Origin of the sequence: Bartonella australis AUST/NH1 (assembly GCF_000341355.1) — a bacterium.
In the GTDB taxonomy this organism is placed as follows: domain Bacteria; phylum Pseudomonadota; class Alphaproteobacteria; order Rhizobiales; family Rhizobiaceae; genus Bartonella; species Bartonella australis.
Window position 1 is genome coordinate 1,290,313 of sequence record NC_020300.1, and the last position, 16,503, is coordinate 1,306,815.

Consider the following 16,503-nt stretch of genomic DNA (forward strand, 5'->3'; position numbering starts at 1 on the left):
ATATAGCCTTATTTTGCGTTTGATCGAAAATATCAATTAAAAGTGATAACGCAAACCACCAGAGAAACTGGCTCCAGAAAATCCTGCACTTGCCAGCTTATGCTGATAGGACAAATCAGTATAAAGCGTCATCCTCGAAGATAATTGAGCGTGAACACCCACCCCTGCTTCCAAAGAGGAACCAAGCGCACCCAACTGGAAACTATCTCCTAAAGACACAAACTGTTTGTCCTTAAAACTGCTGGTAAAGTGCAACTTCCCATAAAGAGAAATAAAACGCGTTCCTTCAGCGGCGGAAAATCTCTTATTTAAACGACCGCCAACACGCATTGTCCACTGACTGGGTTCCCCTATCTCAATATCGAAGCCGTCAACATCACGTGTCTTATCAAACAGGAGACGTTGATAAATAAGCTGAATCTGAGGATCAAATACAAGACCTCCACCTCCTATCACCGAAAGCTTACCGCAAACCAGTGAAGCACTTAAAGGTTTGCCCTTTAAATGAGCTGTTTTACCCCGTGCAACGGTAGAAATATCACCCTTAAATAAACCATATGATAAAAATCCATCTACGTAGAATCCCGTATCATGCTGTATATTACCATGTGCCGCGACCGACCACTTCTCAAACGTATTTTTTTGACTATCTTCGACATCCTGAGGCTTAAGAGAGAACTTGCCGTAAGTACCCATAACCCCAAAAGATGTAGCAAAATATCCACTCTCTAACGCTTTCAACGAAATGCCCGCCTCTACAGCATCGTAATTAAAATCAGCGTTATACCCATATCGAAGGACCGATAGGTTGGAAGTATAATGGTAACTTTCTCTATGAGCGCGTACAAAAATGGCCTCCTGTTTATTATTTAAAAACCCATTAGACGCACTTCGCATTATTTCCAATTGCTTACCTTGACCGCTGATATCTATTAAACCTGCGTGGAACAAAGCATTCGGCAAGAGTAAGTAGGTTGAAACTTGTGGAACAACAGCCCTAACTCTTTCCCCAAAATGAGAACGAGAAGGAGAAAGCTGTGTGTATTTTTTCGCGAACCTAAAATCCCAGAAATCTGCATCACCTCGGTCAATTTCTTCATAAATTTGACGATTTCCATCAATCAATGCCTTCATGCCGCTAGTTGCTTTTCCCAGAGAAGAACTAGGACCATAAGCATGAAGACGATGTTGATAAGGCAAAGCATCCAGCGTCATATAACCGCCATCTAATATAAAGGAATTTTCATCTGCTTTCCCAAAAACTTGGATGACTGAAACACCCCGGCTATTTTCGCTATCACTTACCTCATCAAAACTTTCTGAGATAGATTGTATATGGACTTTAGTCGTCCCAGAAACATCACCGTAAATTAACAACTGGTCGGCTTTTTTATTATCATTTGAACGACCCACATTGAGATAAAGTCGCGCATTACCATTTGCCTCCCAACTAAGACCACCCTCATCTTCTCCAACGTAAAGCACCTGATATTTCCCAGACATTGGTCGCTCAAAAACAACCGAGCTGTCAGAAAGGCGCAGATATGAAACAAGTGACGTCGAATAATCTGAGTCTCGGAATTCTGGGTCTTCTCGTTTACTCGGTGTCAAAGTCCATTTCGAGCCATTTGTTAGAAAAAGGTTGGCAGAAGACCGCTCATCAATATGAGTTCCGCCTTTAAGCGAAGAAGAATGAGCCTGAATTAATACAAAAGAGCCCTCCGTGGCCTTTAATAATAGATCACCGGAAATCTCCGCTCCCCGCGATAAGCCGACGGAATTGCGGGCTCCATTACTATAAATGGCCGTACTATCTGGAACCGTGAAAGTCGTCTGCACCAACCGAACAACTCCCCGTTCAAATACGGTACCCGGATCTTCCTCTGTATTCTCTTCCCCCCCTTCACTCAATATTGAGGCTTCATCTGCCTGCATTTGCCTATTTGGCTCTTCCTCTATATGATGCGAAAAGAAAAACATACCATAGGCCCCACCGCCGTTCACAGTGATGGTCGAATTTTCAATATCAATCCCGTTGATTTGCTCAAATTCTGCGTCGCCGACTACTCCATTCCCGATTAATAGGCCGTGAATATTCGTAGCATCAATCTTCCCATTCTTGAAGCCAATAAAACCAGTTTGAGAAACACTCAAAACTGCATAATTCTCCTCATTTAGCACCTGTTCACCATTTGGCACTTGCGCACCATTCAGAACATGGTTACCATTTAGCACCTGTTCACCATTTGCGGTAATGGTTACACCGTCTAAAGTAGCCTTTCCTTTTGCCGTCAAAAAAACCCCGTCGGCGTTTATTATATTGATTGATCCGCCGACCATTTGGACGTTCGCGCCCATCCCCATCCTAACAGCAGCACCCAAACGATTAATCACACTATATTCCCTCAAATTTAATATCTGATTCCTCGCCTGAATTTTTGTATCGGTCAAAATAACAGATGTTTCATGCTCTGCTGCTACCTCCCGCTCTCCTTCTGCTTCTACTTCTTGCCCAGCTACTACCTCTCGTCCCATTGCAAGAATACCCGTCTCGGCCACAATTGACCCACCATTCACCTCAACGCCCCCGCCGTTAACCGCAACACCTACCATCACGCCACTTAAACTCGGGTTATTTAAGATAATCTTTCCGCCTGATAACGCAACCGCACCATAATCCCCTGACCCTGACGGCACAAATATATCCTCAATATTCAAACTACCACCAATATCTATATCTGTTGCCTCGATAACCGTACCTGCATTGCTCGCGACCATAGCAGCAAGGGAGCCTGAAATAGAAGGAGGGAGGGGAGGAACAGGCTGTGAAGAACCTCCAGGTTCCCCAAGAAAATCGAATTTGTAGGATTTACCCTCCAATGTATGTATTTTGCCATCACTACAATCATAAGGGAGCTCTTGCTTTTCACATTGAGGCGACTTAGCCGCAGACGATTCAGCCCTCACATAAATACTCGTATTTGATATAAAAGAAAAAAGAGCCGTTGTAAGGGCATACAAACGCACATGATTTCTAAACACTGGGATCATAATTCCGTTCTGAACTTTCTCCCCTCCCCATCAAAACAAAAAACACCCATAAAAGGGCACATCTAGGGCTTAGGGTATAATCCATTACGGATTTTGTGTAAAGATAAAACGCAAAATAAAGACACAATTGGCAATATTTCACCTTATTTTGCACTTTGCGTTTAACCAAAAATATCGATTAAAAATGATAACGCAAACCACTGGCAAAACTCGTTCCAGAAAGCTCTGCGTCGGTAAGCTTATATTTGGTAAGCTGAATTACCGTAAAACGCTATCTTCGAAGATAACGGAACGTGAATACCCCCCTGCTTTAAGAAAGAATCAAGTGCACCCCACTAAAATCATCCCCAAAAGATGCAAACTACTCGTCCTTAAAACCGCTGCTAAAATGCAACTTCCTATAAATGGAGGAATAAAACTATTCCTTCGGCAGCAGAAAACTCCTCATTGAAGCGCCTACCAACGCGCATTGTCCATTGATTAGGGTCTCCTATCTCAATATCAAAGCCTTCAATATCATGTGCTTTATCAAATAAAATTTATTGATAAATAAACCAAACATGCAGATCAAAATAAGATCCCTGGGCCATACCGCAAAAGCCTTGCCACTGTCGCGTGAAGCGCTCAGAAGGCTGCTCTTTGTGTAAGCCGTTTTCCCCCTGTGTGAGTAAAAACATCACCCTCGAAAGACCATAAGATAAAAGCCCATTTACATAAAACCCCGCATTTTCTACTTTCTGGTTATCCAGCACCGTTTTTTTTACCACTGCCGGTAATATTAACGCCCCCCCTGAATTAACAACTCCTTCAAAAATTGAACTGGTCCTGCTCCACTGGAAAAACAAATAGCCACCCGTCCACCGCTATTGGATCATCATAACTCGCTGACCTCCCACGACTCTCACTCCCCCACCCCAATTTCTGTAGCGGTTAAATTAACACGCGCAGTTCTTAAAGAGATCTACCCCAATAGCTACATTAAAAGCTTTGATTGCCCCGCTAATCATCTCAATCATTCCCACCTGTTTTAACCATAAACCACACTGTACAGATTGAATGGCTGAATTTTTAGGCATCCCTTCCCTGTAATGCTGCAAAAACACCATTTACTTTTTTACCAGAAGCCACCGCGCCAACGACAGCCACATTCTTTGCTCCAATAATCATACACGCCTTCTGCAAAGTTATAGCATTCTCACCGTTCTGTATCATGAAAAGAATTTATTATCGATTTTACGTGCGTTATCGTCCTCGCATAAGTAAGAAACTGCTGAATGCAGACTACACAGCTGCACCGCGCGATAAAGATGAAGGAATTTCCTCATAAATACCCATATTTTGCAGAAAGCTAAAAAGGCTCACTGTAAGAACAGGCAGCTATATATAGTTATAAAAACCTTATGCATAATCAAGTTGCTTTCCTCCATAAAATAAAGCTTGCAAAAATACCTAAATAAACCTTAATCTACTGATTAATAGCGCATTATTGAAACAATTTACAACATAACGTATTCTGTAGCATTACACGTAGATAAAAGATCTTTGTTAAGGATTCTTTGCCTGTACATTGTAATGTTTTCGAAGCAAAAGGATAAAATGATGACTACCAAATGTATAAAATGGGTGGCTTTTGTTTTAGCTGCTATAATAAGCTTTGCAACCATTTCATGGGCAAATGTAAATATCGATCATGTTTCAGGCACCACCTCTATCACTACTACTCCCAAAAAGGTCGTGGTTTTTTGTCTTGCAACACTCGATAATATGAACCGCCTTGGTATCGAGGCAGTCGTTGGGGTTCCCGAAGGAAAAAAACCCGCGTATTTGGAACAATTTGACGATGATAAATATGAAAAAATCGGCACTCTCTTTGAACCAAATTACGAAAAAATCGCCAATCTTCGGCCTGATCTCATTATCGTCTCCGCGAGGACGCAATCTAAATATAAAGAATTGTCCAAAATTGCCCCAACTATTGACCTGACAGTGAGAAATGAAAGTGCCCTCCAAGACATTGAACATAATATTACCGTCCTCGGAAAAATTTTTAATAAGGAAAAAGAAGCTCTGCAGGAAATTGAAAAACTCCGCGAAAATTTAGAAGTAGTTCGTAAAAGTGCTGAAGGAAAAGGCAAAGGACTAATTTTGATGACCTCTGGCGGAAAAATAAGCGCTTTTGGTCCTGGGTCACGTTTCGACATTTTACATTCTGGGTTTGGAATTGCTCCTGCAACCCGTGAACTAACCGTACAAAAACACGGGCAACTCGTTTCACCTGAATTTATTCTCAAAACAAATCCTGATTGGTTATTGGTTATTGATCGGGATGCCGCAATTGGGCGGGAAGGACAATCTGCAGCCCAACTACTTGACAACGATCTTATCCAGAAGACAACAGCAGGGATGAAAGGCCAGACCATTTACTTGGATTCTTGGAGTTGGTACCGTGCTAGCGGTAGTTTAACCGGACTAAATGAAGCTGCCCAACAGCTCAATGAGGCCTTCATGAAGAGCAAATAATTCTGCGAATAGGTTATTCGTTAAAACATAAAATTTGATAGCGGAGATTATTGTAAAAGATCTCTGCTATTGTTTTGAAAGAATTCAGCGTGAAAAATTACTGGGTAGCTGTATCAATTGTCGCTCTGCTCTCTGTCCTTAGCATTTTCGTTGGTTATTCTGATATAACGCCTTCCGTCCTATTGTCAGGGGATCCAGATGCGTGGCTCCTTTTCTGGCAGACGCGCCTCCCGCGCACGATGGCAGCGCTTTTGGTAGGCATGGGGCTTGCGCTTTCAGGCCTGATTATGCAACTTCTTACAAATAATCGTTTTGTTGAGCCCGCAACAACTGGAACTGTTGAATCAGCGTCTCTTGGTATTTTATTTGTCATGATTTATGTTCCAGACGTACCCGTTCTGGGAAAAATGGCCGTTGCTGCAGCTTTTGCGATGGCTGGCTCATTGCTTTTTGTGTTTTTATTGCGCCAAATCCCTTTAAAATCTACCCTCATTATACCACTCACAGGCATTATTCTTGGATATGTCATCGGCTCCTTAACCAATGCCATTGCCGACCATGAGATGCTCCTTCCTTCTCTTCAAGCTTATTTATTTGGCAGTTTTTCGATGATTCTTGAGGGAAAATATGAACTCTTGTGGTTTGCTTTCCCCTTATGTATCCTTGCCTATTTTATTGCTGATCGCTTCACAATAGCCGGGCTCGGAGAAAATTTGGCACATAATCTTGGTCTTAATTACCGTGTCATTATGTTTTTGGGCCTTTTAATTATTGCGTTAATTACCGCTGTGGTGATCTGTACCGTTGGCCGTGTTCCTTTCGTTGGACTCATTGTCCCAAACCTTGTTGCAGTCTTCGTGGGCGATAACATGCGTCGCAGTGCTCCTTGGGTAGCAATCAGCGGCGCAGGATTAGTACTGAGCTGCGATCTTTTAGGGCGAACAATTTATCATTCTGCTGAAATCCCCATTAGTACCATAATGGGCGTTATTGGTAGTTTTATTTTCATTATACTCCTTTTACGCTGGAGAAAGCGTCTTGGATAAACAGAAATCGACTAAGCTTATACTGACAATACTCATCGTCATAGCATGTGCCGTAACCGGTCTCTATATGACATGGAATGTAAATGCTTATACGTGGACCTTTCGTTTAACAAAACTTGTTTCTCTTCTGCTCATTGCCTATACAATCGCCATTTCTGCCGTTCTATTCCAGACGATTGTCAATAATCGCCTCCTTACCCCTTCTATTATGGGGTTTGATCAGCTTTATATTTTAATTAAAACCGTTATGATCTATTTTCTTGGCTCACTTTCTTTGCCATTTTTGAACGAAGAAGCGCAGTTTATTCTCGAGTGCCTTATTTTGGTCGCTTTTTCAGTGAGCCTTTTTCTATGTTTTTTCTCAGGAAATCTTAAAGGACTTCACCTCACCCTATTGATTGGTGTTGTTTTTGGCGGATTTTTTTTCAGTTTACGTATGTTTATGCAATTGCAGTTAGATCCAGACAAAGTTATGAATTTAACAGATATCATGTTCGCCAATTTTAATAAATTCAACCCATCATTAATTAGTTTTTCCGTAGTTATTATCTTGATCTTTAGCCTGATTGGTTGGCGTCTACGCTATCTTTTTGATATTCTCGCTCTTGGACGCGACTCCGCCCTCAATCTTGGAGTTAATTATCAAAAAAGCGCCATGACTATCCTCATTTTTATTTCCGTTTTTGTATCTATCTCCACATCGCTTGTTGGACCAGTCACATTTTTCGGATTGCTGGTTTCTAACCTCGCTTATGGACTTTCACCTCAAGCAAAACACAGCGTTGTTGTACCAATTGCAGTATTATTGGCCGTCATTTGCCTAGTCGGCGGACAATTTATTTTAGAGCAAATTCTTAATATGGCAGGGCGCTTGAGCTTCATTGTTGAATTTTGTGGTGGAATCGTCTTCTTAATATTGTTGACGAAGGGAAAATTAAAATGATTGAAATCAATCATCTTTCCAAAATTTATGACGCACGATTAGTGATAAACGATCTATGCCTTCGTCTCCCTAAAGGGGGAATTATTTCCCTCATTGGCCCTAACGGTTCTGGAAAATCAACACTTTTGATGATGATAAGACGTCTATTGCCGAAAAATAAAGGCACCATAAACATCGATGGCATCGATATTTACACAACACCACACGATATCTTAGCGAAGAAATTATCACTATTGCGCCAAGACAATCCTCTCTCTGTTCGTCTTACCGTCTATGATTTAGTAAGCTTTGGGCGTTACCCCTATTCTAAAGGCCGATATAATAACGAAGATAAACAATTTATCGATAGTGCTATCCGATATTTTGGCTTACAAGATTTAAAAACACGGTTTTTAGATGAGCTTTCCGGCGGACAGCGCCAGCGCGCTTTTATCGCAATGGTCATCTGTCAAGATACTGATTATTTGCTATTAGACGAACCATTGAATAATCTTGATATGAAACATTCTATCGCCATGATGAAGCAATTACGCTGCACAGCTAATGAACTGAAAAAAACCGTCCTCATTGTCATGCACGATGTCAATTTCGCCTCCTCTTATTCAGATATAATCGTCGCTCTCAAAAACGGTAAAGCAGCCTATCACGGAAGCCCTCAAGAAATTATGCAGCCAGAAATTCTCAAAGATATTTATGATGTGGATATTCAAGTCAAAACAATCGATGGCGTGCCGATCGCTATTTATTATCAATAATTCTATGTACTTCTTTTGGGGCTTGCTCGCGCTTTAAAATCTGTTAAAAACAACATAATTCGCGTGCTGGGGAATAGTTTAATGGCAGAACAGCGGACTCTGACTCCGTTAATCTTGGTTCGAATCCAGGTTCCCCAGCCAAATTTTGATTGAAGCAGCAAACATATAAAATTTAGATATCTCCGATTTTTCGCTTCTATTAACTCAGTTTTATATTTACTCTTTTTATATTTTCCCTGAGCCTTTGCTCGGTTTATCTGTATCCTTAGTCCGTTGCTCACGAACTAATTTGGTGTAAGATGATGCTCTATGATCTACATCTAAGCTAAAATATCTACCCACAAAGCTGTAGCTTTTACGTAAATTGGTGTTTTGAGGTTTAAGCACCCTTTTAGATCTCTATTAACGCGCCTTTAGAAATTGCCAAATTACCGGATTCTTGTTTTCTCCTATTTCAGCTTGGTTTATATGAATGATATTTTTGCTGAGCCTCCAGCGTCTGGGCAATAGGCGAAAATATGTTTCAAAGTTAGTGAGTTTTACGGTCCTCCAACCCAAAACAACATAAACATTCATGATCATCATATTGCAATAGTCACAGATGGAATTTGGAAAAATCACAGTGCTCTTTAAAAGTCCCCTACTGTTTGATCGTCATAATGAAACGAGAAATTATAACTTTAGGTGGTGTAGCATTAGCCATCCCAAAAGACACAAACATCGATGATCAGCGCGATTAAATAGCTAGAGCTACATATGAGTGCCACAATAATAGAAAACTTAGTTGCCTGATCTCGACGCAGAGCGATTGATCTTAAAAATTCAAATAAGAACTGTCACAAATCAATTGGGTGCTGTTGCTCTTGCCTGCCCAAAAACCCGAAACGACCACCGGCGACGCAGCGCCTATCGGTTAAATTCCGTAAAAGACGGCACCTACATAAAAATTCCCGCAGCTCAAACACTATTTTTGGAGTTAATACGGGCTATGCTCATCGATAGTTAATGAGTTAATGCAGCTCGCCGAGTATTTAACAAAAAATTTTTCCTCATTCAAGAGGGCAAGAGATGCTCTCTACAGCGCAGTAAACTTTATCAGGGCTTTTGGCGATGGTGGAATAATAAAGATGCAGGAGATTTTCCTTTAGATTCGTCCCTCCCCTTGCATTTCACGAAGTCTCTAATTGAAGATGAAATTGCCGTAAATGCGCGAGCTTTCCACAAGATCGCCTTTCACAGTAATATCAATTATTAGCGCAAAATTCAGAAATGAAGTGCGTCTAGCACAGCTGCCTTTGGAGGAGGTACTACCATTTCATATGTTTATTTTGATCGAAAAACAGTGCAATATAATATGCTCACTTTAAGCGATCAAAACTACATATTTACACTTAAAAAGTTCTTTTTTATGAAAAAAATAAAACTTTTCCGCCATTTTAGTTAATTGAGTGAAAACACCTAACACATCATAATTTCCGTTCATTGAAAAACAAATTGTATAAAAATTTTTAACGGCAACGTAAAAAAGCAGCCGAGCAATGTGCTTTCCTCGATTTCGTGAAATCCCCAATTGTGAAAAATACTGTATTAATGCGTAATAATACGCTTCACAGTCATTAGCACAAATTTCGATGATGTTTTAAGCTGCTTTTTTAAGAATGCACACCCCGTTTTCTGAAGGCATTTTTCCGTATAGCTTTTGCAATTCATAAGCACAATATGTGCTAAATTTTAGCTTTACATAAAATACGTAATGAGTTAGTAATTCGCATCAAAATTTTATTATCAATAAAAAATAAAAACTAGGAGCACGTGCATGTGCAAAAGGGGCGTTTTGTTGCGTACAGTTGCTGGATTTTTATTTTTCTCTGATTGCAGTGTCAGCTATGCAAATGGGGGTCAGGTCGTACATCCTATGTTTGAGGTTAAAAATGATACTAAGATCGTGCGCAATTTTAGTATCCGAGACAGAAATGGCGGTGTATATGCAAACGGCCAGAATGCAGTGGCCACAATCATAAACGGAGCGATTACTTCGGAATTTTTTGCACTAAATGCGTCAAATGGAGGAACCATTGATGCCATGGCAATCGATGCAAAGACGACAATAACTGGTTTGCAAAGCGCAGGCGGTACGATTAACCTTGAAGATTCGACCGTAATTGTTAAAGGCGATCATAATGCCCGTGCTATTGCTTTCCAAACGCAGAGCCAGCCTTCTCCCGATGGGGTAGTCCCTAAGAATACAGTGATTCTTACGAATACAAAGCTTCTCGTCGAAGATGGTATCGGCATTATCGGATCCTCTGCAAACAACATAATCAACCTTAAAAATTCGGCGATCCACGCTGATGTTTTATTAAAACATAGAAAAAATGCGCCTGGGTCTAACCTCACACTCACTGCAGACCGTTCTTTTTTAGAAGGCAGGACGAGACCTGCGAGTGACAGTACAATAGTTTTTAATCTAAATAACGGTAGTCAGTGGCTTTTAAAAATCAGTAAAAATGAACCAGATAATGACAAAAACCCCCTGAATTTTGCGCTTTCTTCTATTAAAGAAAGGGCGCAGTCTAAGGTTTCTGTACTTAATCTCGATGATAGTGCTCTTATTTTCGAAGAACCAAAAGAAGGTTATTATCAAACATTGCATATACACCCTGAAGACCCCGGTGCCGCAACAGTCTACACTGCAACCGGTAACGCAGAGATTTATTTAAACACTGAATGGCGGGATGCAACCATTTTAGCCGATCAGAAAATTGATCGGCTTATGATTAATGGCAATGTTTCAGGTAGTACAACGATTAATGTAAGAGCCATTAAAAAAAGAGAAGAAATAGAAAAAAACGGCCCTGTTTTAGGCCAACAGAAAATACCTTTTCCACGGAACGCACAAGGTGTTTCGGTTGTCCAAGTTTCTGGGCAAGCAGACGGAAATTCTTTCAAATTAAAACATGGTTATACAACGTTTGATTATTTGCCTTATAAATATGAACTCAATGCTTACGGGCCAACATCGAGGCACGGTGCGGCTAATGCTGAAGAAAAAGGAGCGGAGCAAACTCTCTCTTTCCCTCTTAATGAAAGAGATAGGCCTTTTTGGGATTTCCGCTTGCAAAATGCCTATCTTGATTCCGATGCGAAGATAAAAGCTCTCGTGCCACAAGTCGCCAACTATTTACTCATGCCCAATGCTTTATTCTTCGCCGGTTTCACAGATTTTAGTAATCAGAGTGCCATTTTAGCGAATATGCAAGTAGCTGAACTAGAAGCAAAAAAAGATAAAAGAGGAAGATTTTTCTTATCTTCATATGGCAGTAAAGCGACTTTATCTTCTGATCGTATTCCATCGCAATACGCTTATGAGGCAGATGCTCTCTATGCTGCGGTACAAGCAGGCACTGTATTTTCCTTACTAGAAAATCAGGATATTACTGCGCAGCTAGGTTTTGTGGGCACCTATGGCCAACTTTCTTTCTCCCCGAAGAATGTGGGGGATTCTAATAAAACCACTCTGAATAAATGGTCATCTACGGTCTATAGCGGTGTAGGGCATAGAAGCGGTTTGTATATGGATGCGCTTCTTTCCTACGATGTTGTGAGAGGAAATATTTCTAACGCTCTCGCAGGAAATACGGCAAAGTTGGATGATGGGAAGATGTTGAGGGCCTCAACCACTATTGGCCAAAAATTGATAACCGATATTGGACGACTGGTATTTGTACCGCAAGCACAGCTCATTTATCAGCGTTTAATGTTGAAGCCTATTTCAGATGCCGACAATTTCGAAGTTGATATGGGTGATCCTCAACAATGGTTAGTGCGTGTTGGTGGATATGTAACAAAAGATTTTGTCCCTGTTGGAAACGGTCAAATCCTCTCCTTTTACAGTAAATTGAATTTTATTAAAGCTTTTGGTGATGGAGGAACGATGCGTATCGGTGACGTCTTTTCCTTTGATTCCACTGGATCTTCGATTGAAGCAGGGCTTGGTATTAATGCACAGCTGTCTCAGATCGCACTTTATGGTGATTTTAGCTATCGGCGCAAAATTCAAAAATTAGGCGTATCCGGAGCCGCTATCTCAGGGGGTATGCGCTATCGTTTTTAAAAATACTTTAATGTACAGCTTTTAGAGGGCGTAAAAACGGTTATGTAACGTTTTTCGCGTTTGCATAAAATACATAATGTATCAAACTACCCTCGAAATTTCATTGCAAAGAAAAGAAATGCAAATTAGGAGCATAGGTTATGTGTAGAAAAGACCTTTTATTATGTACGGCTGCAGGAGTTTTATTTTTCCCTTATTGTGAGTTAGTTTATGCAAATTCGTATAACTCCTCCTCCCCTACGTCACCCGCACCCGAACTTCCAGAATCTCAACACACTACGAGTGCACAAGCACACACTACGGGGATGCCGCCCTCTATATTATACCCACCCAGCGCTAGTGCTAAAACCCCGTATGCAATTACAGTTTCATCAATGCAACCCACAACTATAGATACGCAGCCATATGTGTCGCACATACCAAGTGCTAATCCTGAAAACTCATATCTAATTAAAGTCTCGCAAACAACAGGAGACGGAGTTACATATCATACTGGGTCCGGAACTTGGTATGGAACAAAATACGAAAGCCTGCAGGGAAGCAGACCTGGAGCCCGATATGCATCCGGGTATACGGATGGATATGGATCTGGATACAAAATTGGGTATAGAACTGGGTTTTTGGCCGGATATGGAGCCAGATACGGGGCTGTATATTGTCCTGCTCTTAGCTCTAAACATGGATCTGGACACAAAAACGTACATGTATATTGCCCCATATCCGGATCTAGATATGGGTCCAAACTTGGGTCTATGTCCGGGTCCAGTGCCGGTATGTCCGGAACTAGCTTCACGTCTGGGGCCGCATCTGGAGCCGAATCCGACCCATTATATGGGGCTGGACCTAGAGCTTATCACGGCCCCCACTCTGATCCCATACATGGATATGATGGATATAATGGATATAACGGATTCAATGGGCACAGAGTCAGAAACGGAACCCCATATAGAACTTCATCCATGGTTGGGCATGGAGCTGTGAAAGTTACGGCCGTTTCTGGGTATGGAGCTAAATATAAAAGGGAATCCGGGGATAGACTTAATACACAGTATGGACTACAGGGAACTATGTATGGGCCGTTTGGAACTAGGTCCGTGCGCTTAAGTGGGATAACTGGAGGCAAATCTAGACTCTCTGGTATGTCTGGGAGCGGATCTGATATTCTACCTGATCTATCTGGAAATGGGTCTGTGACTCTGACTGGAATATCAGCAGGTGGTTCTGTAACTTTATCAGGAGTATCTGGTGGTGGATCTGAGATCCCACCTGATCTACCTGAAAATGAATCTATAACTCTCCCTGATCTATCTGAGGAAGTGCCTGCGGCTTCGTCACAGGTGCCCGGGGCTGCACCTGTTTCCTCATCTGTGACCAAATTTGAACCCTCAAGGGCCAGGTCTAGAAGGAGCACCGAAGAATCTCTACCCCTTGAGCCTTCTGTGTCCCCTATATCCTTACCTGTAACTCTATCTGCGCGGTCCATGCAAAATCCGCAGACCCTATCTTCACGGGAAACTACAATTGTGATGATGCCCGGACAATATGAAGCCGGTGTTATACCCCGGCCTAGAACTATAGCTATATCTGGACATCCAGTGCTCAGCGTAAATGGACAGTCTCACTTACCTGTAGAAGCACGCTACATAGTTGGAACCCAAAATAATATTTCGAATTCACCTAATCCTTACATCCATAGCGAGCATAATCAGATAATTGCAGACGGGGAGCATGTGAATCTCATTATGCCAAAAGGCTCTATTATCTCAGGTTCCTTCGCATTATACGCCATAAACGATGGAAGCATTAATGGTAAGAATGTTAACGGAGTAGTGCAATTTTACGGCTTATTGGTTGAGAAGGGTCGGATTAATCTCACAGACGCAAACATAACTGTCACAGATGACACGGGCCCTGATTCTGCTGGTATTATCTTCCAGTGGCAAGAGGAACAAAACCTTGTTGGTGCAATAGCGCCTGTCAGGGACGTAATGCTGACCAACACAAAGGTCTTTGCTGAAAAGACCGCTGGTATCGCCGGCCCTTTTTCAAGTGGTAGTATCAATCTCAAAAATTCGCAAATTCGCGCCGACGTTTTATTAAGAGGCACAGGGTTTTACCCCCATGCAGCTCAAAATGAGAACCCTGCTCCTCTTCTTACTTTAAATGCGGATCACTCTATTTTAGAGGGCGGGTCAAGGCCTTTAGAGGGAAGTAGGACAATTCTCAACCTCAATAATGGTAGTCAATGGATCTTAAAGATCAGTAAGAACGAAAAAGTAATGAAAATGGCACCACGTAATAGCGAAGAACAACCTATTTACGAAGTGATTCCTATTGAAACAAGGGCAAAATCGGAGATTTCTGCTCTGATGCTCGATAATAGCAGCATCCTTTTCGAAGGTCCCGTAGAAGGTCATTATCAGACGCTATATATAGGAGAGAGCGTTCTAGATACTAAACAAGTCTACAAAGCGAACGGTGATGCAAAAATTTCTTTAAACACTGAATGGCGTGGCCCTACTGTAAAAGCTGATCAAAAAATTGACCAACTTCTCATTCACGGGGAAGTGTTAGGTAGCACAAAAATTCACGTGAAAGCCGTTAAAGAGAGTGAAAAAACAAGAAGAGATAATCCTGTTTTAAATGAATCTGGGGCTCCTCTCCCTCCAAATAATACGCGGGGAGTTTCGGTTGTTCAAGTTCTTGGACAAGCGAACGAAGACTCCTTTAAATTAGAAAATGCTTATACGACGTTTGATAATTTGCCTTATAAATATGAGCTTAATGCCTACGGCCCGACATCAAAACACGGCGCGGCTGATAAAAAGGGAAATAAATTTAATCAAGAAGGTTCTTCTAATCAAAAAGAAGAGCCATTTTGGGATTTCCGCTTGCAAAATGCATATGCTGATCCCAATGCAAAAATCAGAGCTCTCGTGCCGCAAGCTGCCAGCTATTTGACCTTGCCAAATGCTCTATTCTCATCTGGTCTTACAGATCTGAATCATCAGAGTTCAGTTTTGGCTAATATGCAAATAATGGCACCTGAAATGAGAGAGGGCGGAACAAAGGGATTCTTCCTATCCTCCTACGGTGATAAATTAACCATTTCTTCCAAGCGCACACCACTGCAATATGGTTACGATGCTGATGTGCGTTATGGAGCGGTACAAACAGGTCTCACCTTCACGGCTTCGGAAGATCAAAATACTACCGTGCATTTGGGTCTTTTGGGCTCTTATGGTCGAATCTTTTTACTCCAAAAGAGATGGAGGCATCTCGCGAAAGCATAATCGATAAATGGTCGCTCACAGCTTATAGCGGTGTACAGCATCAGAATGGTTTATATATCGATGCTCTCTTGTCCTACGGTTTGCTGAAGGGGAATATCGCCAATGACATCATCGGAGAAACAGCAAAAATCAATGATGGGAAAGTGTTCAGTGCTTCTGCTACCCTCGGCCAAAAACTGGGGACCTCTGCAGAAGGATTGATATTTGAGCCGCAAGCACAACTTGTTTATCAGCGCTTGATGTTAAAGACCATTTCGGATGCTGATAATTTTGAAGTTGATATGGGACAGCCTCGTCAATGGTTGATGCGGATTGGTGGGCGTTTAACGAAAGATTTTGCCACTATTAAAGAAGACAACACGCTCTCGTTCTACAGTAAAGTCAACTTTATCAGGGCCTTTGGCGATGGTGGGGTGATAAAGATGGGTGAGAACTTTCCTTCAGATTCTATGGGCTCTTCGATTGAAGGTGGAATTGGCGTCAATGCGCGGTTTTCTCACAAAATTTCCCTTCATGGGGATGTGAGCTATTGGCGCAAGATTCAGGAAACAGGCATATCTGGTGCAACTGTCTCAGGGGGTGTGCAATATCGTTTTTAAATTTTTCCGACTTATTCGCAAAAAAGCTAAATATATTAAATTTTTTGGCTTCGTCCCCCCTCCCCTTTAAGCTCCTCTCTTTAAGGCTCTATTGTAAGGAAAAAGAGATAAAACGGAGAGACCTTCTTGAGGGAGGAATTGTTTTCAATTTTTTTATTGCGTACCTTAAAAAAGACAAAGAC

General features: G+C 41.6%; 11 protein-coding genes and 1 tRNA gene. 9 read left to right on the top strand and 3 right to left on the bottom strand.

Annotated features, from left to right (window positions below; all coding sequences use genetic code 11):
- Positions 1 to 36: 36 nt before the first annotated feature.
- The 3 genes from BANH1_RS05560 to BANH1_RS07420 form a co-directional block, all read right to left on the bottom strand.
- Positions 37 to 3,051 (bottom strand): autotransporter outer membrane beta-barrel domain-containing protein, encoded by a 3,015-nt coding sequence (locus BANH1_RS05560; protein ID WP_015398399.1) that lies wholly within the window; start codon positions 3,049 to 3,051, stop codon positions 37 to 39.
- Between the two features lie 539 nt (positions 3,052 to 3,590).
- Positions 3,591 to 3,896, bottom strand: a complete 306-nt coding sequence (locus BANH1_RS05570; RefSeq protein ID WP_041583078.1) for a hypothetical protein — start codon at positions 3,894 to 3,896, stop codon at positions 3,591 to 3,593.
- Positions 3,897 to 4,119: 223 nt separating this feature from the next.
- A complete protein-coding gene (locus BANH1_RS07420; protein ID WP_187287492.1) occupies positions 4,120 to 4,263 on the bottom strand; it encodes a hypothetical protein in 144 nt (47 codons plus the stop codon).
- A 387-nt stretch (positions 4,264 to 4,650) separates the two neighbouring features.
- Here BANH1_RS07420 and BANH1_RS05575 point away from each other — a divergent pair, with 387 nt between their 5' ends.
- The 9 genes from BANH1_RS05575 (at position 4,651) to BANH1_RS07095 (ending at position 16,321) form a co-directional block, all read left to right on the top strand.
- The gene (locus BANH1_RS05575) at positions 4,651 to 5,571 is read left to right on the top strand and encodes a siderophore ABC transporter substrate-binding protein (protein WP_015398400.1); all 921 of its coding nucleotides are present in this window, start codon (positions 4,651 to 4,653) and stop codon (positions 5,569 to 5,571) included.
- An 89-nt stretch (positions 5,572 to 5,660) separates the two neighbouring features.
- Positions 5,661 to 6,617 carry an ABC transporter permease gene (locus BANH1_RS05580; protein ID WP_015398401.1) on the top strand — a complete coding sequence of 319 codons (957 nt, stop codon included), beginning with the start codon at positions 5,661 to 5,663 and terminating at the stop codon, positions 6,615 to 6,617.
- Positions 6,610 to 7,560: an iron chelate uptake ABC transporter family permease subunit gene (locus tag BANH1_RS05585; RefSeq protein ID WP_015398402.1), complete on the top strand. Its 951-nt coding sequence runs from the start codon at positions 6,610 to 6,612 to the stop codon at positions 7,558 to 7,560. The genes BANH1_RS05580 and BANH1_RS05585 overlap by 8 nt, the downstream gene beginning before the upstream one ends.
- A complete protein-coding gene (locus BANH1_RS05590) occupies positions 7,557 to 8,315 on the top strand; it encodes an iron ABC transporter ATP-binding protein (RefSeq protein WP_015398403.1) in 759 nt (252 codons plus the stop codon). The genes BANH1_RS05585 and BANH1_RS05590 overlap by 4 nt, the downstream gene beginning before the upstream one ends.
- Positions 8,316 to 8,382: 67 nt before the next feature.
- Positions 8,383 to 8,456 (top strand) — tRNA-Gln (locus BANH1_RS05595).
- Between the two features lie 1,675 nt (positions 8,457 to 10,131).
- Entirely contained in the window at positions 10,132 to 12,429 is a 2,298-nt protein-coding gene (locus tag BANH1_RS05610) for an autotransporter outer membrane beta-barrel domain-containing protein (RefSeq protein ID WP_015398404.1), read from the top strand.
- A 732-nt stretch (positions 12,430 to 13,161) separates the two neighbouring features.
- On the top strand, positions 13,162 to 13,410 hold the full coding sequence (locus BANH1_RS07425; RefSeq protein WP_187287493.1) for a hypothetical protein: 249 nt from the start codon (positions 13,162 to 13,164) through the stop codon (positions 13,408 to 13,410).
- The gene (locus tag BANH1_RS07090) at positions 13,389 to 15,722 is read left to right on the top strand and encodes an autotransporter outer membrane beta-barrel domain-containing protein (protein WP_051039105.1); all 2,334 of its coding nucleotides are present in this window, start codon (positions 13,389 to 13,391) and stop codon (positions 15,720 to 15,722) included. Before BANH1_RS07425 ends, BANH1_RS07090 begins: the two co-directional genes overlap by 22 nt.
- On the top strand, positions 15,698 to 16,321 hold the full coding sequence (locus BANH1_RS07095) for an autotransporter domain-containing protein (RefSeq protein WP_051039106.1): 624 nt from the start codon (positions 15,698 to 15,700) through the stop codon (positions 16,319 to 16,321). The genes BANH1_RS07090 and BANH1_RS07095 overlap by 25 nt, the downstream gene beginning before the upstream one ends.
- Positions 16,322 to 16,503 lie beyond the last annotated feature (182 nt).

Coding starts and splice junctions, on each gene's coding strand:
- BANH1_RS05575 (WP_015398400.1), top strand. CDS start 4,651: ATGACTACCAAATGTATAAAATGGGTGGCTTTTGTTTTAGCTGCTATA.
- BANH1_RS07425 (WP_187287493.1), top strand. CDS start 13,162: ATGGGTCCAAACTTGGGTCTATGTCCGGGTCCAGTGCCGGTATGTCCG.
- BANH1_RS05560 (WP_015398399.1), bottom strand. CDS start 3,051: ATGATCCCAGTGTTTAGAAATCATGTGCGTTTGTATGCCCTTACAACG.
- BANH1_RS05610 (WP_015398404.1), top strand. CDS start 10,132: ATGTGCAAAAGGGGCGTTTTGTTGCGTACAGTTGCTGGATTTTTATTT.
- BANH1_RS05590 (WP_015398403.1), top strand. CDS start 7,557: ATGATTGAAATCAATCATCTTTCCAAAATTTATGACGCACGATTAGTG.
- BANH1_RS07090 (WP_051039105.1), top strand. CDS start 13,389: ATGGTTGGGCATGGAGCTGTGAAAGTTACGGCCGTTTCTGGGTATGGA.
- BANH1_RS07420 (WP_187287492.1), bottom strand. CDS start 4,263: ATGATACAGAACGGTGAGAATGCTATAACTTTGCAGAAGGCGTGTATG.
- BANH1_RS07095 (WP_051039106.1), top strand. CDS start 15,698: ATGGAGGCATCTCGCGAAAGCATAATCGATAAATGGTCGCTCACAGCT.